The following is a 23,297-nucleotide window of genomic DNA, read 5'->3' as shown; positions in this document are numbered from 1 at the left end:
CCAGGCGAAGTCTGTTGCGGTGATGCCGTCGGGAGAGCAATGGTCAAGACTTGTGGATCGTGACCAGGGGTAGGGCGGCTCCCGCCACCGACGCACCGCCATCGAGACGTGCTCGACGCAGCCTGCCCGTATGTTGGCTCGCGCTTATCAGGGCACGGTGTCGTCGACCTGCTCCGGTACGGCGCGCGGACGCAGGACCATGAGCGAGTCTTCCAAGGCTGCCACCATGGCAAAGGGAAACCGGTCGAGCTCAAGGCAGAGTGCGACGTCGTCAGGATGCACTCCCTGACGCACCCCCTCGGCAAGCTCGGCAGCGGCGCGAGACTCGGCGGCTCGGCGGAGGAACACGGAAGCATCCGCCTCGGCGTCGTTCGACCGGCGAGCGATGTATTCGGCGCACGCCAAGTCTTCATCGGCCCGTCCCTCTTCGCCGGTGACCACGAAGGTGACACTGTCGCCCTTGCGTGCCCGCAAGAGCCGAGCGGTCGCCTCCGCCACCACGAAGCCGGCGCACAGCACGAGCGGTGCATCCTTGACGGCAAGAGCGCCGACCGTCCCTGCGGTGGTCTTCTGCACAACGATCCGTCCGCGAAGGTCAGCTGCCCGCAGCATGCCTGGAGAGTTGACCATGTCGAACCCGGCCGCGGGCGGACCGTCTTTGAGTGCCACCCAGTCCGGGTGGTGGGCCTTCAGGGCCAGAGCGTCGTCCAGCGACTCGGCAAGAACGATCATTTCCGCCCCCCGGGCAAAGGCCCAGGCAGCCACGGTGAAAGCGCGCATGACGTCGACTACGACCGCCACGGACGGGGCCTCGGCCAGCTCGGGGATACCAACGAAACGAGCGTTCATTCCGATCATGCCGGCGCAGCCTACTCAGGACGCTTGCGTCTCAATGCGTTCGACGCGACGCTCTCCCTCGTCACGACGATGTTCGCCGAAGGGCCCGCGCGTAACCGCGCCCTCGGCCTGTGGTCGGTTTCCGGGGCGGCCGGCCTGAGTCTGGGGTCGCTGCTCGGCGGAGCGCTGACCGGGGCGTTCGGCTGGCCCGCGGTGTTCTGGGTGAACCTGCCCCTGGCGGCCGTCGCGTGGACGGGTGCATGGGTGCTGCTGCCGGCCGACAGGTGTCGTGCCGAATCCGGACGCGGTCGAGGGGGGTTCGACATCGCCGGTGCGGTGACCGGCACATGCGGCATCACGCTGCTCGTGTTCGCACTCGCCCAGGGGGAGCGCTGGGGCTGGACGAGCGCCCGGGTGGTCGGCTGCGCCGTTGCCGCCCTGGTGCTGCTGGCCGGCTTCGCAGCTGTCGAATCGCGTGCCCGCGAGCCGCTCGTGCCGCCCCGCCTGGTGCGTACCCGCGCGCGCACGCTCGCCGTCGTCCTCGCGTTCGGGGCCACGGCCCAGTCACTCACCTACTTCCTGACGCTGTACCTGCAGGACGACCTGGGTTTCTCCCCCGTCCGTACGGGTGTCGCGTTCCTCGCACCCACGCTGGCCATCACCGCCGGCAACCTGCTGGGCGAGCGGGCCATCGGCCGCTGGGGAGTACGCGCCACGTTGTGCGCCGGCCTGGTGACCTCGGCGCTCGGGTCGGCGGCGGCCGCGCTCGTCCTGGTCCTTGTCCCCGACGCCGGCTACACGTACCTGCTCGCCGGTGTCGTCTGCCACGGGCTGGGCACCGGGACGACGTTCACCGCGCTGTGGGTCATCGTCGGGCAGGGAGTGCGGGCAACGGAGCAGGGCACCGCCTCCGGCCTCGGGTCCACCGCTCTGCAGTGCGGCGCCGGGATCGGTCTCGCCCTGCTCGTCCCGGTCGGCGAAACGCGCGACGTCATGTGGCTGATAGCCGCCGGCTGCCTCGCCGCCGCGGCCCTGGTCCTGACGGGCCCGCGTGACGAGGCGCGTCACCCAGCGGGCGGCGCGGCACTGCCTGACCACCCTCCCTTGCCCGCACGGACAGCGGCGGATCACGACACGATCGAAGGAACGAACGAAGGAGGCCCCTGGACCGCCCGCTGAACCTCGCGATCATCGTCGGATCGACGCGTGAGGGACGCCGCGGACCCGTCGTCGCCGACTGGTTCGCCGAACAGGCCGACGAACAGGGCCGTTTCGCGATCGACACGCTCGATGTTGCGACTCTCGACCTGCCATCCGGGCACCCCGGCCCCGAAGCCGTCCGCCCGCCCGCGCTGCGGGTGCTCGCAACCCGGGTGGCCGCAGCCGACGCATACGTGATCGTGACCCCCGAGTACAACCACAGCTTCCCGGCACACCTCAAGCACGCCATCGACCTGCACCGCGACCAATGGCACGCCAAGCCCGTCGGATTCGTCTCCTACGGCGGGTTCTCCGGTGGCCTGCGGGCCGTGGAGGCCCTGCGCCTGGTCTTCGCGGAACTGCATTGCGTGACCGTCCGAGACGGCGTCAGTTTCCACCAGGCATGGGACCTGTTTCCTTGTCAGAGCCGACGGGTACCGCCCTCGTCGAGGAGATCCTTGATCCAGTGGTTGGCGGCGATCCGGATCTTCCGGCCTACGTCGAGGTTCGCGCTTTCGGAGGCCCGCCGCCGGCCCCCCGCGAGGCCCTGGCGCCGTCGGCAACCGGGCTTCGCCCGCCGATGCCGGATGTGCACCGCGACGACGGGTGTGACGGAACGCGCCGTCTGGGAGTCGGACCGTACGAGGAGGAGTTTCCTCCGCACCCGATTCTCGTGGGAGCAACGTGTCGATTCGTTTGCGTGGCCGCATGGTGCGGTCTGCCGTAAGTGTGCTCGTGGGAGGTGCGGTGTTGGCCGGGGTGTTCGCGAGCCCCGCCGTCGCCGAGGACCGGTGGCGGGACGTCAGCCCGCCGGATCTGCCGCTGAGCAGGCTGCATGATGTGGAGAGCGTCGGGACGGAGACTTGGGCGGTCGGTTTCGGGGACCGTGCCGACGGGGGCACGTCACCGATAGCGGTGCGTTGGAACGGCAGGAGTTGGGACGCGCCGCCGCAGCCGTACGACGGCGGGCGTCTCGTTGACGTCGCCGTGGCGGGACCCGGCCAGGTATGGGCGGCCGGCGCGGTGAGCCGTCAGATCGCCCCCAAGCGTTTCGAGACCCGCCCCCTGCTGCAACGGTGGAACGGCTCGGCCTGGTCGGAGGTCGCCACGCCGTTCCCGGGTGGCGACGGAGCCTGGGGCTACCTGGAAAGCGTCGCCGCGGATCCCGGCGGCAACGTCTACGTGGCCGGCGGGTGGGGCAACGACAACACCGGCCAGGAAACGTACGGGGTGTTCCGCCGGGACCCGGCCGGGAACTGGTCGCTGACCCCGGGATCGGAACTCGTGCGGTACGCCCACGGGTTGGCCTTCAGCCCCGCGGGCACCCTGTACGCGGTGTCCGGGAGCACGGTGGCGCGGTTCGAGCGCGGCGGGTGGGTTTCCCAGAAACTGCCGGACGACCTCGGAGACGTCTACTACGACGCGATTGAGTTCCACGGCAATCAGATCTGGGTAGTCGGGAACGAGTCCGACGCCGAGGTGTTCCGGCGGTCGCTCGTCGTGCACTTCGACGGGCGCCGGTGGACGAAGATGGCGACGCCGCACGAGGAGTCGCAGCTCTTCGACGTTGCCGTCACCCGTGACGGCAGGCCGGTGTTCACCGGCGAAACCCAGAACAAGGAGGTGAACCCCGACGGCAACTACGTTCTCACGGTCGGGTCGGACGGGGCGCTGACCCGCTCCCAGGAACCCCCGGGCTCCGGGCCCGTGTTCGGAGCCACGACCGCGTCGGACGGCACCGTCTGGGCCGTCGGAACGAGCACCCTGCCGGCGGACGGCGGACCGGGCTCGTCCTGGGCGGGCATCCGGCGCTGATCCGGACCGGCTGCCGACTCGAACATCGCAGGGCGCTGGTCGAGTCCGCAGCCGCCGCCACAGTGAGCGAACCATCCAGTACTGCAACGGCGTTTGTTCTGTCAGGTGGGGAGTGGGTGTCCTCGTTGTTTGTAGTGGCTGGTGTGGGCTTGGCGTTGGCGGCGGCGTCGCCAGTGTGACCAGTGGAGTATGTGTTCGACGGGGCCGGTCGTCGTTGTGTGAGGCGGTGGATCAGGCGTCGGATTTCGGCGAGGCTGAGGTGGATCAGTTCGGAGGATCCGTTTCTGCTTTCCCGGCGTCGAGTTGTCGGGCGCGCAGGACGGTCAAGGCTGCGTGGGCGGCCATGGCCAGGGTCATGTGGCGGGGCCGGTCGTCGTAGCGGCGGACCTGGTAGTCGTCCAGGCCGCATTCCTGCTTCGCGGTCTGGAAGCATTCCTCGACTGCCCAGCGGCTGCCCGCGATGCGGATCAGCTGGTCGAGGGTGGTGTCGGCGGGGAAGTAGGCGATGTAGTAGGACACCTCGTCGGGCCGGGTGATGCTGCGTCGGGCCAGGACCCGGTGTTTGCGGTCGGGGCGGTGCCAGGGTCGGACTTCGACCCGGGCCCAGTCGTAGAGGCGGCGGCCGTGGGCGCCGTCGCCGCAGGACCGGCGCTTCCACTTCTGCCGCGGCAGGCCCGGGAACAAGTCGCGGACAGGGTGGTCGACCGCCCAGCGTGTGACGACCGTGTCGTGGCGGGTGGTCGCCATCATGTGGAAGACGTCCCGCCGTTCCAACTCCGAGCGCCAGCCCTTGCTGTAGCCGTAGCCGGCGTCCGCGGTCACCCACCGGAACGGGATGCCCTCGTCGATCGCGCGGGCGACCATCGCCTCCGCGAGAAGAGCCTGGAGGGCCAGGCTGCGGGCCGCCGCGAAAGGCCATTACTTGGCCGGATGCCGAACCCGATCGGGCTGGTGGGCGGCGTCCGGGTGGTTTGCCGCGGTATATCTCCAGGCGTTGTTCCGAATCCGTGGCGCATCCGGGTCCCGCACACGGACTCCGTGGCCCGCCCGGCGCGTCCCGAGCGGCCCACGGAGTCACCGAGCCCTGTCCTCTCCTCGGGCTCAGCCGCAGGAGTTGCCGGCCTGGACGACCTGGCCGCCCTCGGCGACCACCGTGCCGTAGCTGGTGGCCACCGGCGCGGCTCCGGCGGCGAGCGGGGTCGGTTCCCAGGTGAGCAGGGCCGTCCCGAGGTTGGCTCCGACCACCTTGGTCAGGGCGAGGAACATGTCGCCGAGCTTGTTCCGCACCTGGCCGACGGCGGCGAGAATCTCCTCGCGGCCTGTGGCCGTCCAGTTTGGGTCGATGATGCGGGCGTCCGGCGCGAACAGGGCTTCGAGCGCGGCGTCGCGGCGGTCGGCGTCCAGCTCGTTCCATGCGTCGAAGCCGGCGCGGACGAGGTTGTCGGTCGTGTGGTTCACACGGCGGTCTCTTCTGGTGTGGTGGTGGATTCACGCGGTAGCGCGGCAGTGGGCCGACGCTTCAGCGCGAGGGCGAGGAACGCTCCGAGGATGGCGGCTGCGCCGGCCACCAGGCCTGCGTTGCGCAGACCGCGGACGAGGTCCTCGGCGGGGACGTGGCCGCCGTGGGCATGCACGCCCGCGTTGGCGACGGCGACGAGCAGGGCGAGTCCCGCGGCGCCGCCGAGTTGCTGGGCGGTGGTCGCCATGGCCGAGGCGACGCCCTGTTCGGCGGCGTCCACGCCGGTGGCCGCGGTGACGAACATGGCGGTGAAGGTGGCCCCGCCGCCGATGCCCCAGATCGCTATCCCGGGGAGCAGGGTCCAGAACGGCGCGCCGGTCGACATGCCGAGGGCGAGTGCCCCGATTCCGAGTCCGTTGACGAGCATGCCGGCGAACAGTGTCGTACGGACGCCGTGGCGGCCGATCATGGCGGGGCCCAGCCGCATGCCGGCGAGGACGGACAGGACGGTGACCGGGAGGAATGCGAGGCCGGTGGCCAGCGCGCTGTAGCCGTGGCCGGTCTGCAAGTAGGTGGTGAAGATGTAGTAGGCGCCGCCCAGGGCACTCTGGAACACCAGGATCACCGACATCGCCACCGCGAGGTTGCGGTTGCGCAGCAGGCGCGGCGGCACGAGCGGTTGCGCCGCACGGCGTTCCACGGCGACCAGCACGCCGAGCAGGAGCACGCCGGCGGCGATCGCGCCGGTGCCGCGCACGGAGCCCCAGCCTGCCTGCGGTCCGCTCGCCAGTCCGAAGACCAGCAGCGTGGATCCGGCGGTGACGGCGAACGCGCCCGGGAAGTCGAAGCCGCCGGAAGTCTGTTCCCTTGCGGGATCCTGTGCGAGCAGCCGAGGGGCTGCGATCGCGATGAGCAGTGCGGGCGGGACCATCACCAGCATCACCCAGCGCCAGCCGCCGGCCTGGGTGAGCACGCCCCCGAGCAAGGCCCCCGCCGCCAGGCCGGCGCTGCCGGCCGCCGACCACATCGACAGGGCCCGCGTCCGCTCCGGCCCTTCGGCGAAGCCGGTGTTCACGAGCGAGAGTGTCGCGGGGGTGACCATGGCGGCGCCGACGCCTTGGACCGCCCGGGCGGCGAGCAGCACGGCGGGGCCGGTCGCGAGTCCCGCTGCCAGGCAGGAGACCGCGAACAGTGCGATGCCGAGGACGAACAGGCGTCGGCGGCCGACGAGGTCGACAAGGCGGCCTCCCAGCATGAGCAGGCCGCCGAAGGCCACGGCGTAGGAACTGACGACCCATTGGAGGGATTGGGGGCTGAAGCCCAGTCCGTCCCCGATGTGGGGCAGGGCGACGTAGACGATGTTGTAGTCGAGGGCGACGACGAACTGGGTCGCCACCAGCAGCGCGAGCCGGAGCCCGGTGCGTTGCGGCAGGGAAGCCGGAGGGGGCATCTCAACCCTTCTTTACGGTGTTCATTTACTTCACGCCGTATAGTTACAGTACGGCGAGCAGTAGTGCAACGCTGTAAAGTGACGCCATGGACTCCGAGCCGCGCAACAGGAGGGCCCGTCTGAGGGCCGAGGCTTCGCAGCAGATCAAGGCCATCGCCCTGGACCTCATGGCCCAAGGGGGCCCTGACGCGATCACGCTGCGCGCCATCGCACGCGAGATGGGCATGACCCCGAACGCGATCTACGGCTACTACGCCACGCGAGACGATCTGGTCACGACGCTGATCGCGGACCTGTACACGTCGTTCGTGCAGTCCGCGGAGGCTGCCCGCGACGCCCTTCCGCAGGAGGACGCCGGAGGCCGGATCATGGCCTGGGCACAGGAGTTCCGCGACTGGGCGCTGGCCGATCCCGCGGGTTTCCGCCTCGTCTACGGCGATCCCATCCCCGGATACAAAGCCCCGCCCGAAGGTGCCGCGGCCGACGCCGAGGCGCGCGCGTGCGCGGGCCTGACCGGGCTCGTCGCCGGCGCGTGGCCCCAGGCCCACCGGCTCCAGTCCGACACCGCCTACGCCTGGTCGGACTTCGATCCGGCGCTGGTCGCCACGGTGCGCGAGCTGTTCCCCGACCTCCCGCCCGAGGGCGTGGCGCTCGCCCTGCGTGTGTGGGGGCGCATGCACGGCCTGGTCTCGCTGGAGATCTACGGCCATCTGCGCCACCAGACCTCCGATCCCGGCAAGGTCTACCGCAGCGAAATCGGCGACCTGATCCGATCGCTGGGCCTGCCCGCCCCCTGAGGCGCCGTCCACTCCCGGAAGGGCGGGCGGTAAGGCGCATGGCTACCGAGCGCCAGGGCGACCGCCACACCACTGGAACGAGATCTGTTACCAAGCCGCCTTGGCCAACACAGCGGTCGTAGCGTGTTCAGGTGGTCAAGACGTAACGGACTTGCCCGTGCGTGAATTCGCCATGCTGCGGCTGGTCGGGACGACGCGGCGGCAGATCCGGGCGATGCTGCGCTGGGAGACCGCGACCGTCGTCGCGCTGGGGACGGCGATCGCGTACAGGACACTGAGTGCCTACGGCCGCGGCATGACGGCGGCGGATCTCCGTACGCTCCACCGCTCGCCTACCTCGGAGTGGTAGTGGCAGCCGCCATGCTGGCGTTCGCTGCGACCGCGCTGCCCCTGCGACGCGTCCTGCGCGCGAACCCGGCCGACACCATCGGCAGCCACGAGTAGCACGGTTGACACTCCAGCCCCGCGATTGCCGCGGCGCTTGGAGCCTTCACGCACTCGCCGAAGCGGCGCGGTCGCGCTGGCCCGGAGGCGCTGAACGTCCACCGCACCTGGGCCGATGCCCCGCAGCGGCGCCGCCTCCTCCCGGTCCGAAGGGCGTTCGTGTTTACGCTCATCCGATCGTGGACTGGGGCCCCGCGATGCTGCTACGGCGCGAGGAGGCGGCTGCCGCTGCCGGGCGCCTGTCGGCGCGCTGACGGACGGAGGTCATGCGCGGGCCGGGAGGCGCATGCGCCGGGCTCATGTCTCCGTCACATCCGGGGGCGTTCGGCTGGTGGGCCGGATGGTGCGGGTGGCTTCCGCCTCCATGAAATGCCGGGCCTCCGGCCGCCCTGGCCGAGCAGGTCGTGGATGTGGTGCCGGCGCTCGCGGTTGGTCAGGGCGCGTTTGCTTCGCATGGTGGCGACCCGGCCTTGGCCCAGCAACCGCTGTGCGCGGCAGCCTCCTTCCGTGTCACGGACCAAGGCCGTGTACCGGCTTCGCAGAGATCAGCCACTCTTCCGGGGTGTTGCGGCGCGTCACGTCGAAGTCATGTGATGTCGTGGCGATCCCAGCCCGGGGGGACTTTGGGGAGGCTGATGAGAACGTCCAGGCCGAGGTGCTCGGCGAGCATGGCACTGGCACGCACAGGCCCAGCGGCACCTGTTCAACCGGATGATCGGACAGCTCTACCACTGCCTGCAGCGCGGCGAACACTTCGACGAGAACAAGGCTTTCGCCGCCACACTCCTCGCCGCAGCTTGACGCCCTAACACCGTGCGATGTCTATCGGCGAGTGGCTCACCGAGGCTCCGGCCGAACCGGTATTCCTCGGCGGCGATAGGTAGGGCCCGGGGACACCGGACTCACCGACCAGGGGCTGCAACGGCCGGTACCCCGGCCGCATTCCCCGGCACGGGGCCGGTTCAGCGGGCGCGGGTGCCGGTGATTTCCATGTCGGGGCAGGCGGCGGCCTGGTCGGCGAGTGCTGCGCGTAGGCGGATGGCTGGGAGCTCCCGACCGCCGAACAGTCCCGTTCAGGAGCAGTCGAAGCGGTACGCCCAGGGTGTTCCTGGACAACTCCGGCAGACGAACAGGTGCATCCCACCCATGTCACCGATGCACAGGCTGGTTGGACTGAAGCCCCGTTCGATTGAGTCGACTCGCGGATCGATGTCGGCGCCGACGTGCTGGATCGGCGCCCAGCGCTTTCCGCTCTCCACGTCGTACTCTCGGCTGGAGACCGTGATCAGGTGCTCCATCCGGCGGCCGCAGGCGCACTCGGGCCAGCGCGGCGGCTGAGTCCAACCCGGCCAGCCGCCGGCCTTGACCCCCGGTGCCACGGACAGATGGCGGAAGTACGACCAACCCGTCGCCGCCTCGAGAGCCGCGATCCGGCTGGCGCGCTCGGGCTGGTACTCGAGTTCGTCGGGGTTGGGGTACTCGACGACCTGCTCCGGATCGACGAGGCACGGCCGCGGCACCGTCCCGAAGGGATTGCCTTCGGACGGCTCGGGCGGGTCGGCGGCCAACTGGGCGCCGACAGCGGCTTCGTCGCGCCAGTACAGCGCCGGCCGCGGCCAAGGCCCCTCATCGTCGTCCGGGTGGTCGAACGGGCACCAGAGAACCTGCAGTACGTCCGTCCCGGGCGGAAAAGGCAACTCCGGTACGTCCCGTGCGTACAGCTGGACGACCGGTACCAGCGGCACCGGCCCCCGAGGCTCGTGGACGCCGTCGGTCGGGGCGTCGTGGGGCGTGGTGCAGTGCGGCCACGGCTCGACGGCGGGCCAGCACAGCGGCCCGCCCACAGAACTGTCCGACGTCGATGGATTCCCCGGGCATGGGTGCAGCCGGGTTGTCGTCCGGGCCATCGGCAGTAACTCGGGGAGGCAGTCGGCGAGATCGACCGGCTGCGCGCGAGTGGTGTGCATGCCGAGCCGGTGGACTTCCCTCGGTAGGGCCACCTCACAACGCGGCAGCGAGATCCGCGTCTTCTGGCCGAAAATGAAGACGTCTGCCCAGACCTGCCCGTCGTCGACGCTGTCCAGCGCCGACGGCATGCCCGCGAACGGGCCGCTGAGTATCTCGACGCCACAACTGAGCGTGCCATCGCCCGTTGTTCCGTGGCCTGGAGGCCGACCGCCCGTTGTCACTGCCGCCCGTTCCCTTCCATGAGCAGGGAAGCTTACGGCGAGTCGGACATGGAGACATCAAGACCGCCAGCTCACGATGATCTCACGGGCCTTTTCGGCTCACCTGTACTCATCTGGGCACACCTCAGGTATGTCTGCCCGACCTTCCCGGGTACCACTCAAGCCCCCGGGCCTGTGTTGTGGTTGCGCCGTTGCCGCTAATGGGGAGCCTTGGCTGTTCGTTCGGGGTGTGCGGCGGTGATGTAGCGCATGGCGGTGCTGCTGCTGATGCCGAACAGCCGCATGAGGTGGAGCGGGTCCGCGGTGAAAGCGGCTTCGTCGCGGATGCGGTCTTGGCGGACGTCCGTCATGGTCAGGCCGAGTTCGGTGGAGCCGCGTCGTGCGGAGACACGGCTGATCTGCGGACCCTCGGGGTCGAGAGCGGTCTGCGAGGAGACCACCAGATGTGGGTTCGTGGAGGTTGGCCGGCGGACGTGGCGTTCGCGGAGCCAGTAGGCGGCGATCCGCTGTGTGAGTGGGTTGACCTCGCCGCCGGGTTCGGGCAATCACACGGATATGCCGTGGGGCGCGAACAGCGGTGCCATGGTGGCGAACTGTTTTCCGTAGAAGGCGCGTTCGCTTGACCCGATGACGATGGCATCAAAGCCGCGATCGGGGTCCGCGAGCGCTGCGACCGGTGCTGCGGCATCGCGGCGATTGCTGCAGCGGTATGGGCCTTGGCGCAGAACCTCGCGTAGCCGGTTCACCGCCGCACGGGTGACCTCAAAGGCCTACCCTGGCGTTGGTTTCTCCGGGTGATCGGTCGTCAGCCGGTGGCGGCGACGGGGGCGTCCCAGGCGTTGCGGTCGACGGTGAGGGTGGCTCCGCCGTAGGTCTCGCGTGAGTTGACTTGGTATTGGTGGGCTCGGCGGTGGCCGGTGAACAGGCCTTGGGCGTAGGGGAAGCTGCCGGTGGTGTCGGCGGCGCCGTCGTACTTGGCGTACCAGAGTGCGTCGGGCATGTCGGCGGCTCCCTGGGCGGTCGCCTTGGCGATGTCCGCGGCGCTGGAGGAGGCGAAGCCGTAGAAGCCGGGCCGGTAGGAGCGGGCTTTGACGGCGCGGTTGAAGGATTGGGTGTAGGCGAGCACCGCGGCGGCGCAGGAGGCGTCGGCAGTGTTGTACGCCTCCATGTCGAGGTAGAGGGTGCTGCCGGTGCGCATGCCCAGGGCCGAGGCCTTGGCGACCGCGTCGGCGCCGTCCGCGGCGCCGAGGGACACGGCGGTGGCGGCGGTGATCTTCTCGGGGCTGGAGCCGGTCTGGCACGGCGGTTGCGCGCCGACGTACAGCGGGATCAGTTTCCAGCCGGAGCTGCTGACCGCGCTCACCCAGGAGGCGGTCAGTTGCGGCTGTGCGCAGCCGCGGTTCTTGCCGCCGACGTAGACGGCGATGGCGCCGTAGGGGGAGGTGCCGCGCCAGGCGTTCATGGTGGCGAGCGGGGGTGCGGTGCAGGTGTCGAAGGCCAGGCCGGTGAACACGTTCCCGTTCGAGGTGCCTGCGGGCGCGCTGCCTGGTGCTTCCGGGGCCTTGGGGGCTCCCGGCGCGGCCGCCGACGGAGCCGAAGCGCCAGGTGACGCAGAGGCCGACGCCGATAGTGAGGCAGAGGGCGAGCCGGACGGTGACGCGGACACGGACGCGGACGCGGTGGCCGACGCCGAGGGAGCCCCGGGCTCCGCCGCGGGGGCCGCCGCTGCGGATGCTGCGCCGGCCGCTTCCGTAACCGTCGTGCCGCGAGCCTCGTCTCCCGGCTTCGCGCACGAGCTGAGCGCGAGCCCGCCCACCAGGATCAGACAGGCTGCGGACAACGTGGCGCTGTGGGGCGCTTTGACGGGGCCGTTGGTCACGGATTCCTCACGGGGAAGTATCCGCCGAAGCGGAGTGCGAATAGCGATATGAATATCACCTATTGATCAGTTCGCTGCCGTCGGCCTGGCACGGATCGGCGTCCCTCCGTGTCGAGCGGGTCCAGGAGCATCGCGGTGACATGCCGGGCCGGGTGGTGGTGGCCTTTACTCACCGGGCAGGTTGCACGGCGACGCCGCGGTGGGGCGCGGGCGGCTGCCCTGATGGTGTTGTGAGGTGCGGGGCGGGACCCGGTCCCGCGGATGGCGGGACTCGGAGGACCGCGGGCTTGAATCCGTTCCCGGCCAGGTCGCGTTGCCGGGCTGATGGGGTGGAGGATGCGGTCTCGGGCCAGGCGGAAGACCGCCGCCCCGCTCGGGGCGTTCGCGGCGCCTTCACACCGAGCCGGGCCGGAAGTCAGGCTGTCCGGCCGGCTTGTTCGTTGCTCGGCGGTCTGACGCCAACGAATTTTTTAGTGGCGATCGGGTGATCAGACGGTTGTGTCCCCCGGCCGCAGTGGCTGAAGCGGGGGTATCTCGCCATGGAGAGTTGGCGCGAGGTGCCGCTGTCTGCGTGGGGTGAGGCCGTGCCCCCCCCAACCAACAGGGGGGTCGGGCCCCGGGCCCCCGCGCGCGGGGGCCGCAGGCCAGGGCCGGCGGGGGCTGTCCCCATCCGCGCCGTAGTGGGTGAGCTTGCCGGCGGTCTGGGCCCCATTGCCGCCGGTGGCGATGGGCAGTCCGGCCCCGGTCAGGGGGAAACCCGTTCCACGGGGCGGGCCGGCGTGGCCGCGAGGCGCGGTGCGGCGGCGACGAGGGTGCGGGTGTAGTCCTCCCGGGGGGTGTCCAGGACGGTGTCCACGGGACCTCGTTCGACGACGTGTCCGTGGTGGAGCACCACCACGTCGTCGGCGATCGCGCGCACTACGCCCAGGTCGTGGGTGACGAACAACGTCGCGAGCCCGTCGGCGCGCAGCCGCGCGAGCACGTCGAGGACGCCGGCCTGCACGGACACATCCAGTGCGGAAGTGATCTCGTCACAGATCAGCACCGCGGGTTCGGCCAGGAGCGCCCGGGCGACGGCGACGCGTTGGCGCTCGCCGCCGGACAGATCGCGGGGTCGGGCGTCGGCGGTGCGTGGGGGCAGTGCCACGCGTTCGAGGGCCGCCAGAACGCGGCGCTCGGTTTCGGCGCGGTCGGTGCCGAAATAGTGCCGCACGACCGCGCCCAGTGTCCGACGCACCGTCAGGCGCGGATTCAGCGCGCGGTAGGGGTTCTGGAACACGTACTGCACGTCGCGCCGCACGTCCGCGTCGCGGGATTCCACCGGCCACGGCACGCTCGCGCCGCGCACCGACAAGTCCCCTCGACCCGGCACGTCGAGACCGGCGAGGACCCGGGCGAGCGTCGTCTTGCCCGCTCCCGACTCGCCCACCAGCGCCGTGCAGGCACCGGGCCGCAGCGTCAGCGAAACTCCGCGCAGGACGGCGGCGTCGCCGTAGGCGACGTGCACGTCCCGGGCGTGCAGCACCGGCTCGTCGGTTACGCCGGCACGGCCCTCGGGAAATCCGACGGCCGACGACGCGTACCCCGCGGCCGACAGGCCGGTGAACGCGGTTTCCCCGTCCACCGGATGGTGGCAGGCCACGGTTCCTCCCGACCCGGTCGGCACGGACTCGGGCCGCTCGGCGCGGCACACCGCCGTCGCGGCGGGGCATCGGGGCGCGAACGCGCATCCGGGCGGCCGTTCCCCGGGCGCGGGGGCGTGCCCGGGAATCGGGGTCGGGCGACCGTGCCGCGCCACGTCCGGCGCGGCGGCGAGCAGCCCGAGCGTGTACGGGTGTCGAGGTGCCGCGAACAGGTCGGCGGTGGCCGCTTCCTCCACGACGCGCCCGGCGTACATCACGGCGACCCGGTCGGCCAACGACCGCACCACGGCCAGATCGTGCGACACGTACACAGCCGCGGTGTCGTGGGTGCGGCACAACTCGCGGACGGTCGCCAGCACCCGCGCCTGGGTGGTGACGTCCAGCGCGGTCGTGGGTTCGTCGAGCACCACGACCTTGGGCCGCAGCACGAACGCCAGTGCCAGGAGCACGCGTTGTTGTTGTCCTCCGGAGAGTTGGTGGGGGAAGCGGCGTCGGAACGCGGGGTCGCCGCCCGGCAGACCGGCTTCGGTCAGGACGGACTCGACGCGTTCGAGGCGTTCGGGGCGCGACAGTCCCGGTTCGTGGACGCGGAGCACTTCGTCGAGGTGAGCGTGCACGCGCCGAGCGGGGTTGAGCGCCGTCGCGGGGTCCTGCGGTACGTACGCCGCGCGGCCCCCGCGCAGCGCGCGCAACGCGGAGGACGACGCGGTGGTGACGTCGAGGCCGTCCACCGTGACACGACCTGCGGCGATGCGTGCGCCGCGCCGGGCGTGGCCGAGCAGCGCGGTCGCGGCGGTGGTCTTGCCCGAGCCGGTCTCGCCGACGATGGCGAGGATCGTTCCGGCCGCGACGTCGAACGCCACGTCGGACACGATGTCGGTCCCCGTCCCGCTCGCGGAGGCGGCGGACCCGGTGTCGAATACCACGCGCAATCCGGACACCGAGACCACCGGCGGGATCGGCGGAGTGCCGTCACGCGTGGCCGACTCGTGACGGTTCGTCGGCACGCTCACGCCGCGCGCTCCCTTCGGTTCGCCTTCACGGTGTTCGTTGTCCCGCTCGGATTCCCCGCCCCGGTCCGCCCCGTGCCCGGACGACGCCACGTGCGCCGACGCCCGGCACGGCGCGCCCCGGTGCCGTCACCCGTGGCGCGTGCCGCACCCTCCGCCATCGCGTTGGTGCCGAGCGCGAACGCCGCCACGAGCAGGACGGGCACCACGACGCCCCACGGCTGAAGCCGGAGCCCGCCGCGGTTCTCGTTGATCATCAGGCCCCAGTCGGCGGCCGGCGCGGTGACGCCGTATCCGAGGAAGGCCATGCCGGCGAGCAGTTCGACCGCCCAGGTCAGCATCGTCCCGAAGTGCACCAGGAGGGGCGCGGCGATGTTCGGCAGTACTTCCCGCGCCACCAATTCCCGCTTGGGATAGCCGATCAGCCGCGCGGCCTGCACGAACTCCTGGTGGATGACGCCGATCGCGGACGCCCGTGCGAGGCGCAGGGTGCCCGGAAGCAGCGTCAGGGCCACGATCGCCACCATCAGCCACCGTTCGCGGCCGAACATCGCGACCACGAGAAGCACCATCACCACATTCGGGAAGGCCAGCAGCACATCCGCCGTCCACACGAGGACGCGGTCGAGGGCCCGTCCGCGTCGGCCGGGCCCGAACCCGGCGGCGAACGCGGCGGCGACGCCCAAGGTCGTCCCGGCGACGAGCGCGAGCGCCGCCGCGCTCATCGTCATCAGGACCACCGAGCGCCCGCCGGAGAGGGCGCGCGAGAGGACGTCGTGGCCGAGGTAGTCGGTGCCCAGCGGTGCGCCGGCCCGCGGTCCCTCGTACGTCGCTCCGACGAGCGCGTCGGCGGCGTGCGGGGCGACGACCGGCCCGACGAACGCGACAAGCACGACCAACAGCGTGACGACGCCGCCGACGCGGACCTGAGCGTCACGCGCCACGGCGGCGAGCAGTCCGCCGTCGCGCCGGGTCGGCCCCGCCGCGGCGCCGGATTCCGCCGGTTTCGCCCGCGACACGTCCACCGCGCTCACGACGCCGCCCCGGTTCGCAGCGCGGGCGTCAGGAGCACCGTCGCCAGATCGGCGAGCAGGTTCACCGCGACCACCCCGGCCGCCACCACGAGCACCACCGCCTGCACCACGGGCACGTCACGCACCTGCACCGCCCCGTTGAGCGCGCCGCCCAACCCCGGGTAGGTGAAGGCGGCCTCGACCACCAGCGACCCGCCGAGCAGCACGCTGGACGTGAGCGCGGTCGCCTGCACCAGCGACACCAGGGAGTTCGGGAGCGCGTGCCGGACGAGCAGTCGTGCCTCGGGCACCCCGCGCAGCCGGGCCGCCGCGACGTAGTCCGAGTTCAGTGCCTCGGCGACCGCGGCCCGCACCTGGCGCAGCAGGTACGGCGTGACGGACAGCACGAGAGCCGTGGCCGGCAGTACCAGATAGTCGGGTCGGTCCCACGGCGACCGGCCGGGTTCGATCAGCGACGCGGCGGGCAGCGCGTGGAACACCGTGGTGGAGAACACGATGACGAGGATGACGGCGGTGACGAACGCGGGGAGCGCCTGCGCCGCGACCGCCGCGGACGTGACGACGCGATCGACGAGCCGGTCCCGGTACACCGCGGCAAGCGTGCCCAGCAGCAGTGCGAGAAGCGTGGACACCACCGTCGCGCACGCCACCAACGCGAGTGTGTTGCCCAGGCGTTCGGAGACGATGTGGCCGACCGGCACATGCGAATCGAGCGACGTGCCCGGGTCGCCGCGCAGAACTCCGCCCAGCCACGACCAGTACTGTGCGGGGAGAGGGCGGTCCAGGCCGAGTTGTCGGCGCAGTTCGTCCACGGACGACTGCGGCGCTTCCGGGCCCAGGACGGTACGTGCGGGATCGGACGGCAAGGCCTGGGTGGCGGCGAACACCACGACCGACACCGCCGTGACGGCCAGGGCTCCCGACAGCACACGGCGCACCAGCCACGAGGGCCAGCCGGGAGAGTTCCGGCGCCCCGACGCCTGCGCGCGGTCTTCGCCGGCCGCGCGGTTCGGGTGGACGACGTCGCTCACGACACCCAGAGTTTCTCGAAGCGCCACGTCGAGAACTGGGTGTGCTCCGCGGCGACACCGCCGACACGCTTGGCGACCGCGTCGATGTTGTCCACGAAGCCCCAGATGACCAGGCCCCCCTTGTCGTACTGGATTTTCTGCATCTCGGCGACCAGCGGGGCTCGCTTGGCCGTGTCCGGCTCGGACAGTGCCCGCGAGAACAGCTCCGTGAAGCGCGGGTCGGAGAAGTGCGTCTTGTTGTTGTTCGACCCGGGCGCGTCCAGATGCAGGCCACTGACGAGGAACGACTCGGCGAGCAGTTTGTTGGTGCTGATCGTCCAGTCGGTGCGCTGGGGGCCGTTGAACGTCGCCGAGTCGACCTTCTTGACGTTGATCGTGACCCCTGCCTGCTTCGCCTGCGTGGCGAACACCAGGGCGGCGGCCTCGCCGGTCGGATCGGGGCCCGTGACGAGGTCGAGGGTGAGGTCGCCGGCGCCCGCGTCGCGCAGGAGTTGCCGCGCCCGCTCCACATCGTGCGTGCGCTGCGGCAGCGTCTTGTCGAACGTCGGATCGTGCGGCGAGTAGAGGTCGTTGCCGACGCGTCCCTGGCCGGACAACGCCCGGTCCACCAGTTCCTGACGATCCACCAGGAGCCGGAACGCGGTGCGGACCCGCTCGTCGGTGAACGGAGCCTTGGTCAGGTTGAGGTCGAAGCTCTGCCAGCCGTTGGTCTGCGACACGACGGTCCCCACTCGGCCGTCGCCGCGCAGCAGCCGGAGCTGGTCGGCGGCGATGCCGTTCGCGAGGTCGATCTGCCCGGCCTGGAGGGCGGCGATACGGGACTGCTCGTCCTTGAAGTCGATGATCTCCAGTTCGTCGGCGTACGGATGCCCGTCCTTGAAGTAGTTCTCGAACCGGGTGAACAGCGAACGCCGTCCCGGAGTGAACTCCTTCAACTTGTACGGTCCGGCGCCGACGGGGTTGCGGGGGTCGTAGTCGACCGGCACGATGCCGCCGAAGTTCGTGAAGTTCTCGGGGAACGGCACGAAACCCATGCCGTTCTTGAAGTGGAAGCGGACCGTGCGGTCGTCCAGCTTCTCGATCCGTTCGCGGTCCACGTACGACAACAAACCGGCGTACGGCGACGCGAGCCCGGGGTCGGTCAGGCGCCGCGCGGAGAACACGAAATCGTCGGCGGTGACGGTCTTGCCGTGGTGGAATTCCAGACCTTGCCTGAGCCGGACGGTCCAGGTCGTCGCGTCCGGGCTGATCTCGGCGAACTCGGCCAAAGCGAAGGCCGGTTCCATCTCGGCGCTCCACTCCCAAGGTTTCGCGTACAACGCGAAACCGCGGATGATCGAGCCGTTGCCGATCGGCTTGTGCGCGTCCAGATCGCCGCTCTGGTTGCCGTCGATGACGCCGAGCCGAATCCGACCGCCGCGCACCGGTGATCCGGAGGCACCTCCGGCGGCGGGCCGAGCCGCGGCGCCGTCGGAGCCGCCGCACGCGGCGAGGAGTCCGCCGCCGAGCAGCACGCCGGCGCCGACCGCGGCACCGCCCAGGAATCTGCGGCGGGAAGGATGACGTGACGAAGAGGGATCGGGGTGGCTCACGGTGGGACTCCAGGTTCGGGACACGGGGCGCGTGACGCGTCCGGGCAGGATGCGGACGCGATCTCGGCACGATGGGGGTGGGATTCGGGTGGCGGGGCGAGCGCGGCGGAGGGCCCGCAGGGGCGCGTCCTTGGGTGCTCCGAACGCCGACGCCGTCGCTCCGGCAGTGCGCCGACCGCCCGCTATTCACGCGGGCGGGGCGCGGCGGAGCGCACGTCAGACGACGACCGGCAGCGTGAGTCCGGTGTCGGCGGACACACCGTCACCGACCGCCGGGGCGGGACGGTGCGCGGCGGACGCCGCTCCGACCGCGCCCTTGCCGCCCGCGTCCCACGCCGCGCCGCGCGAGGCTTCGCCCAGCACGGGGACGTCGAAACCGTGGTCGAGGTCGAGCAGCGGGAACAGAAGGTCGGCGACCCGCTGGGCCTCGGTGATCAGCGGGAATCCGGACAGGATGAACGCCTCGGTCCCGTGCACGCGGTACTCGCGGATGCGTGCCGCCACGTTTTCCGCGCTGCCGACCAGGTAGAGGCCCGCGCCGGGCCGGACGACGTCGAAGCCGAACATGCTCGGTCCGGCCCACACGTTGGGGTAGATCTCCAAGTCGCGGACATCGGGCAGGCGCCCGGCGCGCAGAGCCGCGAGACGGCGGATGACCTTCGGGTCCGCGTCGGGCGCGGGCTCGTACGATTCCACGTCCTGTCCGGGGGGAAACTGGCGTGCCGTGAGCGCACGTGCGGTGTCCACGCCGGTGCGTGCCAGCAGCCTCGCCGCGGCGTCCCATGCTTCTTCGTCCGTCTCGCGCACGACGACCTGGAGCCGAGTGCCGAAACGCAGCGTACGGCCGAGCTTGGCGGCCTCGGCGCCCACGTGTCGGAACTTCTCGCCCAGTCGCTGCGGCGTGTCCGCGAAGCTGAGATACACGTCGAACAGATTCACCGCGTGGGCGACTCCGGCCGGAGACGTGCCGGCGCCCCACAATTCGGCGCGCTTGCCCCCCGGGAAGGTGTGACGCCACGCGGACAGCGGCCCGTCGTCGTTGCGGCGCGCCGCGATGTTGGTGAACTTCCCCCGATATGAGCCGAGTTCGCCCTGATACACATGCTGGAAGGCGTCCCAGTACTCGGCGCTGAAGTCGTAGCGCGTGTCGTGGTCGAGGTGCAGGCCGTAGCCGGCCATGCCCGGGTCGTTGCCGTTGACGACGTTGAACAGCAGGCGTTCGCCGCTGACGCGGTCGATGGTCCGGGCGATCTGGGCGAGTTTGGCGGGCGCCACCAAACCGGGGTAGACGGCCGTCAGGAAGCGCATCGTCCGCGTTTCCGCGGCCAACGCCGCAGCGGTGGTCAACCCGTCGTCACTGCTCGTGCCGAGGAGGGCGCCGTGGAAACCCAGGCGATCGATCGCCACGGCGAGCTGTCGCATGTGGTCGAAGCCGGTCTCCCAGCGTCCGGCGGCTTCCCACGGGTAGGGGCCGTCGGGAGCGGTCAGGTACCACAGGATCTTGACCCGCTGGTCGGGCATGGTGCGTCACCTTTCGGCAGCGAAGCGAAGGAAGGAAGGGAACGGCGGGCCTTGGCGGTGGCGGTGGCGGTGGCTGCGGCGTCGGGGCGCGGGGGACCGAGGGGGCGCAGGCCGGATACGCGGCGCCACGACACCGTGGGACGCGGGCACCCGCTACACGGGACCACCGTCCGCACGACACGGGCACGCAGGGGCCACGTCTCGGCGGGACGGAATCGAGGGGGCGTCGTCAGTCGGTCAGCGACAACACGAGCCGGCGACCAGCACGAGGTCGATGTAGCGGCGCGACGTCAGTAGGACACAGGGGTGGCGGCTCGTCGTCGGCACGGCATCCTCCTGCTCTCGTCGCGCGAATGTCCGGCGTTCCGGACCCGGAACGGCGCTCTCGGGCGGCGCCGTGCGAAGAGGCTGGCACGGCCCACCCGATCCGGCAACTCGTCCCATGATGTGGGAGAAGATGTTGCGTGCCCTTTAAATCCACGCCGTGCAGTGGACGGGTGGTTACCGCAACGTGAGATCCTGCGGCCGAGCCACCGATGTGGCTCCGCGCCCGCACGCACCTCCCGACTCAGGAGCGAACCCGCGATGGCTTCGCCACCCGCCCCCGCCGGCGCGCAGGCGGTGCGGCGCGCCCTCGGCATCCTCGACTGCTTCCGCGAGAACGGGGCCGACGACCTGAGCGCGTCCGACCTGGCCCGCCTGACCGGCCTGTCCGTGTCCACCGCGCACCGCCTGGCACGCACGCTCGTCGCGGCCGGCTTCCTCGACCAGGAGCCGGTGACCGCCCGCTACCGGCTCGGCCCGGCCGTCGCCGAGCTCGGACAACTCGCCTTCCACCAACGCGGACTCCACCACGCCGCGCCGGAACTGGAACAACTGAGCCGACGCACCTCCGCCACCGCCGATCTGGCGATCCGCAGCGGGCACCACGCGCTCATCCTGGTGGGCCGCTCCGTCCAACCCGGAACCGGACTGGGCCTTCGCCGGCCGCTGCACTCGACAGCCCTCGGCAAGGTCCTGCTCGCGTGGGCGGGCCCCGACGCCGGCGACGATCCGGTGGCCGAGCTCCTGCCCCTGGCGCCGGTGACAGCGCGTACGATCACCGACGCCGACGCGCTGCGCGCCGAACTGCGGACCGTCCGAGCCGTCGGGTACGCGGTCAACGACGGCGAGTCCGCCGAACACGTGCGCACCCTGGCCGCCCCCGTTCTCGACCGCACCGGCACCGCGCACGCCGCCCTCGCCGTGCGGTCGACGCCGGCCGTGATGAGCGAGGACCTGCTCCCGTGGTTCTTCGCCCACACCCGTACCTGCGCCGACGCGCTGGAAGTTCTTCTGCTCCCGCCGCACCGCCGACCACTCCGGCACCACCAACGTCCGCTCTGATGGCCGCCCGCGGCGTCGGACGGCCGCGCGTCGCACACACAATCGCTTTCGTGCCGTGCTCGGGCGGCGGGTACGGCCTGCAGCACGTCACCCCGCCTCGCCCACTCCGTGACCCCGACGCAGGCCGGGATGGGAATGACCGTCAAAGCTGCCCTTTTGCTCTCTCGCCGGGGCTGAGGACAACGCCGTGCCCGCACCGGTGGCCCGTACCGGGCGAGACCGGACCAGCGAAGGCTTTGGCGAGCTAGCGGGGTGCCTGGAGGAGGTCCGCGGCGCTGGTCCGGCTGTCGGCGGTGGCCGCGGTCGCCATCGCCGCAAGGGCCACGTCGGTTTCGGTGTCGGGTGGCACGACGAGCAGCAGGATCTGATCGCGCAGGCTGCGGGTCAGCACCACGGTGTGGGCTGTGGTCGAGACCGGACTGACCCGGACGGGGAGGTTTCCGCTGATCAGCACCGTGTGCGGGATCCGGCGCCAGTGCGGCCGGTGGATCCCCACGCGCACCACACGCCCGGCGTGCGCGCTGATCGCCGCGACCAGATCCGGGAGTTCCCCGGTGGCGTCGTCCGAACGCGGCCACCATGCCCCGTCGAACATCCCGCGCCCCGTCGACGGGACCTCCAACGCCAGCCGCGGCAACCGCACCGACGAAGCCGTCCTTCCAGGACGGTCCGCTCCGGCGGCCATCGGCTCGGGCATGACACCATCCTCCGTTCCGGGCCGCACCGCGGGGGAACCATTCGGGCTTCATCGAGCTTCAACGGCAGGATCCGGGTCTGCGGGCCGTTCCCCACGCTACTGCCGTTCCCCACGCTACTCGTTGCTTCGGCGAATCCGCGTAGAGTGAGCTATCACCCAGGGTACTTCGCATGCCGATGGTCAAGTCGGCTTCGTCTTGGACCGGCCACCAGACGGGCCGTATCCGCGTCTGGAGCAAAGAGTCCTCGCCATGGTGCCCATTGCCCCACCGGCCTCTCACACCGCCGCCGACGTCCTGCAACCGTGCGGTCCCAGCATCGGCGAGCACACCACCGTAGACGAAGCGAACGACCTGTTCGCCGCGCGCCCCGACATTCCCCACCTGATCGTGGTGGACGAGGACGGCCGCTGCGAGGGCGTCCTCACCCGTGCAAGCCTCGCCGCGTTCCTGGCCCGCAACTGGTACAGCGAACGCACCCCCGTTCGCGACACCCACCACCAGCGCGGCCCCTTCGCGTGGCCTGACCTGCCCCTCGCGTTGGCCGCCGCTTCCATGCGCGCGAAACACCACACCGTCTGGCCCGTCACCGACGACCAAGGCCGCGTCCTCGGCGTCCTGACACCCGGCGCTGTTGCCGATGCCATGCACGCCCGCAGGCAACCGGTAAGCCCCTGAGCACCCATCCGGACGGGCCGACGACCGGGCTTGTTCAGACCCATCGGAACGTGCTTGACGGAGGATAATCTGTTGCCGCGGAGTGAGAAATTGCCGCGATCCGCAGCGAGGTTTTCTTTCTCGACAGGCCAAACGAGTTCACCTGTTTCAAGAATTTCGTCACAGCGTGCTAGTGTCTTTCTTAGTTGCAGTTGTGGTTCCCGGAATCCCCGAGTGCCCCCGCCGTGTTTTCACCCGCCGGGAAGCGCTTTTGAAGGTAGGGGCGATCATCGCGGCGACGCGGAGTCCGTGAAGTTCGGGCTCTGGTCCGTGCCCCTTGAAGGAGATTTGACATGGCTGCCGGTACAGTGAAGTGGTTCAACGCGGAAAAGGGCTTCGGTTTCATCGCGCAGGACGGCGGCGGACCTGACGTCTTCGCCCACTTCTCGAACATCGCCGCCCAGGGCTTCCGTGAGCTTCAGGAAGGCCAGAAGGTGACCTTCGACATCGCGCAGGGCCAGAAGGGCCCGACGGCCGAGAACATCGTTTCCGCCTGACGCGCGCACGTACTTCCCAGCTGGGGCCCGCACCTGAGGGTGCGGGCCCCGGCTGCGCTTCCGTTCGGCCACACCCGGGGCCTCGCCTTTGGGTCCGCTCC

Annotated in this window: 20 protein-coding genes and 3 pseudogenes; 9 read left to right on the top strand and 14 right to left on the bottom strand. The window is 70.8% G+C overall.

Features of this window, described 5'->3' with window-relative positions; genetic code table 11:
- Window positions 1-147: 147 nt before the first annotated feature.
- A complete protein-coding gene (locus tag ACPA54_RS02990; RefSeq protein WP_423526879.1) occupies window positions 148-849 on the bottom strand; it encodes a 2-phosphosulfolactate phosphatase in 702 nt (233 codons plus the stop codon).
- A gap of 33 nt (window positions 850-882) precedes the next feature.
- On the opposite strand from ACPA54_RS02990, the gene ACPA54_RS02985 reads away from it, so the two are divergent.
- The 3 genes and pseudogenes from ACPA54_RS02985 to ACPA54_RS02975 all read left to right on the top strand — a co-directional run bounded on the left by ACPA54_RS02985 (window position 883) and on the right by ACPA54_RS02975 (window position 3,852).
- The gene (locus ACPA54_RS02985) at window positions 883-2,016 is read left to right on the top strand and encodes an MFS transporter (RefSeq protein WP_423526447.1); all 1,134 of its coding nucleotides are present in this window, start codon (window positions 883-885) and stop codon (window positions 2,014-2,016) included.
- Window positions 2,001-2,444, top strand: a pseudogene (locus ACPA54_RS02980) (NADPH-dependent FMN reductase); the annotation flags it as partial. The gene ACPA54_RS02985 and the pseudogene ACPA54_RS02980, both read left to right, overlap by 16 nt.
- A gap of 301 nt (window positions 2,445-2,745) precedes the next feature.
- Complete coding sequence (locus tag ACPA54_RS02975) at window positions 2,746-3,852, top strand: NHL repeat-containing protein (RefSeq protein WP_423526445.1); 1,107 nt, start codon at window positions 2,746-2,748, stop codon at window positions 3,850-3,852.
- A 264-nt stretch (window positions 3,853-4,116) separates the two neighbouring features.
- Here the strand turns inward: ACPA54_RS02975 and ACPA54_RS02970 are convergent.
- From ACPA54_RS02970 to ACPA54_RS02960, 3 genes and pseudogenes are all read right to left on the bottom strand, one after another.
- Window positions 4,117-4,728 (bottom strand): annotated as a pseudogene (locus ACPA54_RS02970) (IS701 family transposase); the annotation flags it as partial.
- Between the two features lie 225 nt (window positions 4,729-4,953).
- Window positions 4,954-5,310: a nuclear transport factor 2 family protein gene (locus ACPA54_RS02965; protein WP_423526443.1), complete on the bottom strand. Its 357-nt coding sequence runs from the start codon at window positions 5,308-5,310 to the stop codon at window positions 4,954-4,956.
- Window positions 5,307-6,761: an MFS transporter gene (locus ACPA54_RS02960; RefSeq protein ID WP_423526441.1), complete on the bottom strand. Its 1,455-nt coding sequence runs from the start codon at window positions 6,759-6,761 to the stop codon at window positions 5,307-5,309. The genes ACPA54_RS02965 and ACPA54_RS02960 overlap by 4 nt, the downstream gene beginning before the upstream one ends.
- An 86-nt stretch (window positions 6,762-6,847) precedes the next feature.
- Between ACPA54_RS02960 and ACPA54_RS02955 the strand changes: the two genes are divergently transcribed.
- The 3 genes and pseudogenes from ACPA54_RS02955 to ACPA54_RS02945 form a co-directional block, all read left to right on the top strand.
- Window positions 6,848-7,558: a TetR/AcrR family transcriptional regulator gene (locus tag ACPA54_RS02955; protein WP_423526439.1), complete on the top strand. Its 711-nt coding sequence runs from the start codon at window positions 6,848-6,850 to the stop codon at window positions 7,556-7,558.
- A gap of 157 nt (window positions 7,559-7,715) precedes the next feature.
- Window positions 7,716-7,907 (top strand): FtsX-like permease family protein, encoded by a 192-nt coding sequence (locus ACPA54_RS02950; RefSeq protein ID WP_423526437.1) that lies wholly within the window; start codon window positions 7,716-7,718, stop codon window positions 7,905-7,907.
- Window positions 7,908-8,647: 740 nt separating this feature from the next.
- A pseudogene (locus ACPA54_RS02945) lies at window positions 8,648-8,803 on the top strand (IS110 family transposase); the annotation flags it as partial.
- Window positions 8,804-9,075: 272 nt separating this feature from the next.
- Here the strand turns inward: ACPA54_RS02945 and ACPA54_RS02940 are convergent.
- The 9 genes from ACPA54_RS02940 to ACPA54_RS02900 all read right to left on the bottom strand — a co-directional run bounded on the left by ACPA54_RS02940 (window position 9,076) and on the right by ACPA54_RS02900 (window position 19,901).
- A complete protein-coding gene (locus tag ACPA54_RS02940; protein WP_423526436.1) occupies window positions 9,076-10,098 on the bottom strand; it encodes a DUF1963 domain-containing protein in 1,023 nt (340 codons plus the stop codon).
- A gap of 290 nt (window positions 10,099-10,388) precedes the next feature.
- Window positions 10,389-10,736, bottom strand: coding sequence for a hypothetical protein (locus tag ACPA54_RS02935; RefSeq protein ID WP_423526434.1), 348 nt, complete (start codon window positions 10,734-10,736; stop codon window positions 10,389-10,391).
- Window positions 10,737-10,937 (bottom strand): hypothetical protein, encoded by a 201-nt coding sequence (locus tag ACPA54_RS02930; protein ID WP_423526432.1) that lies wholly within the window; start codon window positions 10,935-10,937, stop codon window positions 10,737-10,739.
- A 59-nt stretch (window positions 10,938-10,996) separates the two neighbouring features.
- Window positions 10,997-11,704, bottom strand: coding sequence for a glycoside hydrolase domain-containing protein (locus ACPA54_RS02925; protein WP_423526430.1), 708 nt, complete (start codon window positions 11,702-11,704; stop codon window positions 10,997-10,999).
- Between the two features lie 1,111 nt (window positions 11,705-12,815).
- Window positions 12,816-14,726, bottom strand: a complete 1,911-nt coding sequence (locus ACPA54_RS02920) for a dipeptide ABC transporter ATP-binding protein (protein ID WP_423526428.1) — start codon at window positions 14,724-14,726, stop codon at window positions 12,816-12,818.
- Window positions 14,723-15,757: an ABC transporter permease gene (locus tag ACPA54_RS02915; RefSeq protein WP_423526426.1), complete on the bottom strand. Its 1,035-nt coding sequence runs from the start codon at window positions 15,755-15,757 to the stop codon at window positions 14,723-14,725. Before ACPA54_RS02915 ends, ACPA54_RS02920 begins: the two co-directional genes overlap by 4 nt.
- Window positions 15,754-16,788 carry an ABC transporter permease gene (locus ACPA54_RS02910; protein WP_423526424.1) on the bottom strand — a complete coding sequence of 345 codons (1,035 nt, stop codon included), beginning with the start codon at window positions 16,786-16,788 and terminating at the stop codon, window positions 15,754-15,756. The genes ACPA54_RS02915 and ACPA54_RS02910 overlap by 4 nt, the downstream gene beginning before the upstream one ends.
- A complete protein-coding gene (locus tag ACPA54_RS02905; protein ID WP_423526422.1) occupies window positions 16,785-18,380 on the bottom strand; it encodes an ABC transporter substrate-binding protein in 1,596 nt (531 codons plus the stop codon). Before ACPA54_RS02905 ends, ACPA54_RS02910 begins: the two co-directional genes overlap by 4 nt.
- Before the next feature lie 216 nt (window positions 18,381-18,596).
- Window positions 18,597-19,901 carry an LLM class flavin-dependent oxidoreductase gene (locus tag ACPA54_RS02900; RefSeq protein WP_423526420.1) on the bottom strand — a complete coding sequence of 435 codons (1,305 nt, stop codon included), beginning with the start codon at window positions 19,899-19,901 and terminating at the stop codon, window positions 18,597-18,599.
- A gap of 585 nt (window positions 19,902-20,486) precedes the next feature.
- Here ACPA54_RS02900 and ACPA54_RS02895 point away from each other — a divergent pair.
- The gene (locus tag ACPA54_RS02895) at window positions 20,487-21,287 is read left to right on the top strand and encodes an IclR family transcriptional regulator (RefSeq protein ID WP_423526418.1); all 801 of its coding nucleotides are present in this window, start codon (window positions 20,487-20,489) and stop codon (window positions 21,285-21,287) included.
- Window positions 21,288-21,531: 244 nt separating this feature from the next.
- On the opposite strand, the gene ACPA54_RS02890 is transcribed toward ACPA54_RS02895, so the two are convergent.
- A complete protein-coding gene (locus ACPA54_RS02890) occupies window positions 21,532-21,984 on the bottom strand; it encodes a DUF5994 family protein (protein WP_423526416.1) in 453 nt (150 codons plus the stop codon).
- A gap of 250 nt (window positions 21,985-22,234) precedes the next feature.
- Between ACPA54_RS02890 and ACPA54_RS02885 the strand changes: the two genes are divergently transcribed.
- The gene (locus ACPA54_RS02885; protein ID WP_423526414.1) at window positions 22,235-22,660 is read left to right on the top strand and encodes a CBS domain-containing protein; all 426 of its coding nucleotides are present in this window, start codon (window positions 22,235-22,237) and stop codon (window positions 22,658-22,660) included.
- 332 nt (window positions 22,661-22,992) lie between these two features.
- Window positions 22,993-23,196, top strand: coding sequence for a cold-shock protein (locus tag ACPA54_RS02880; RefSeq protein WP_423526412.1), 204 nt, complete (start codon window positions 22,993-22,995; stop codon window positions 23,194-23,196).
- Window positions 23,197-23,297: the final 101 nt, after the last annotated feature.

Origin of the sequence: Uniformispora flossi (genome assembly GCF_049534875.1) — a bacterium.
GTDB lineage: Bacteria > Actinomycetota > Actinomycetes > Streptomycetales > Streptomycetaceae > Yinghuangia > Yinghuangia aomiensis.
This window is presented reverse-complemented; position numbering and strand designations above follow the sequence as displayed.

What these genes read in the sequence shown, in the direction of transcription:
- ACPA54_RS02880 (WP_423526412.1), top strand. Translation starts at nt 22,993, where the DNA reads ATGGCTGCCGGTACAGTGAAGTGGTTCAACGCGGAAAAGGGCTTCGGT.
- ACPA54_RS02895 (WP_423526418.1), top strand. Translation starts at nt 20,487, where the DNA reads ATGGCTTCGCCACCCGCCCCCGCCGGCGCGCAGGCGGTGCGGCGCGCC.
- ACPA54_RS02975 (WP_423526445.1), top strand. Translation starts at nt 2,746, where the DNA reads ATGGTGCGGTCTGCCGTAAGTGTGCTCGTGGGAGGTGCGGTGTTGGCC.
- ACPA54_RS02885 (WP_423526414.1), top strand. Translation starts at nt 22,235, where the DNA reads ATGGTGCCCATTGCCCCACCGGCCTCTCACACCGCCGCCGACGTCCTG.
- ACPA54_RS02940 (WP_423526436.1), bottom strand. Translation starts at nt 10,098, where the DNA reads ATGCCGTCGGCGCTGGACAGCGTCGACGACGGGCAGGTCTGGGCAGAC.
- ACPA54_RS02990 (WP_423526879.1), bottom strand. Translation starts at nt 849, where the DNA reads ATGAACGCTCGTTTCGTTGGTATCCCCGAGCTGGCCGAGGCCCCGTCC.
- ACPA54_RS02960 (WP_423526441.1), bottom strand. Translation starts at nt 6,761, where the DNA reads ATGCCCCCTCCGGCTTCCCTGCCGCAACGCACCGGGCTCCGGCTCGCG.
- ACPA54_RS02900 (WP_423526420.1), bottom strand. Translation starts at nt 19,901, where the DNA reads ATGCCCGACCAGCGGGTCAAGATCCTGTGGTACCTGACCGCTCCCGAC.
- ACPA54_RS02890 (WP_423526416.1), bottom strand. Translation starts at nt 21,984, where the DNA reads ATGCCCGAGCCGATGGCCGCCGGAGCGGACCGTCCTGGAAGGACGGCT.
- ACPA54_RS02955 (WP_423526439.1), top strand. Translation starts at nt 6,848, where the DNA reads ATGGACTCCGAGCCGCGCAACAGGAGGGCCCGTCTGAGGGCCGAGGCT.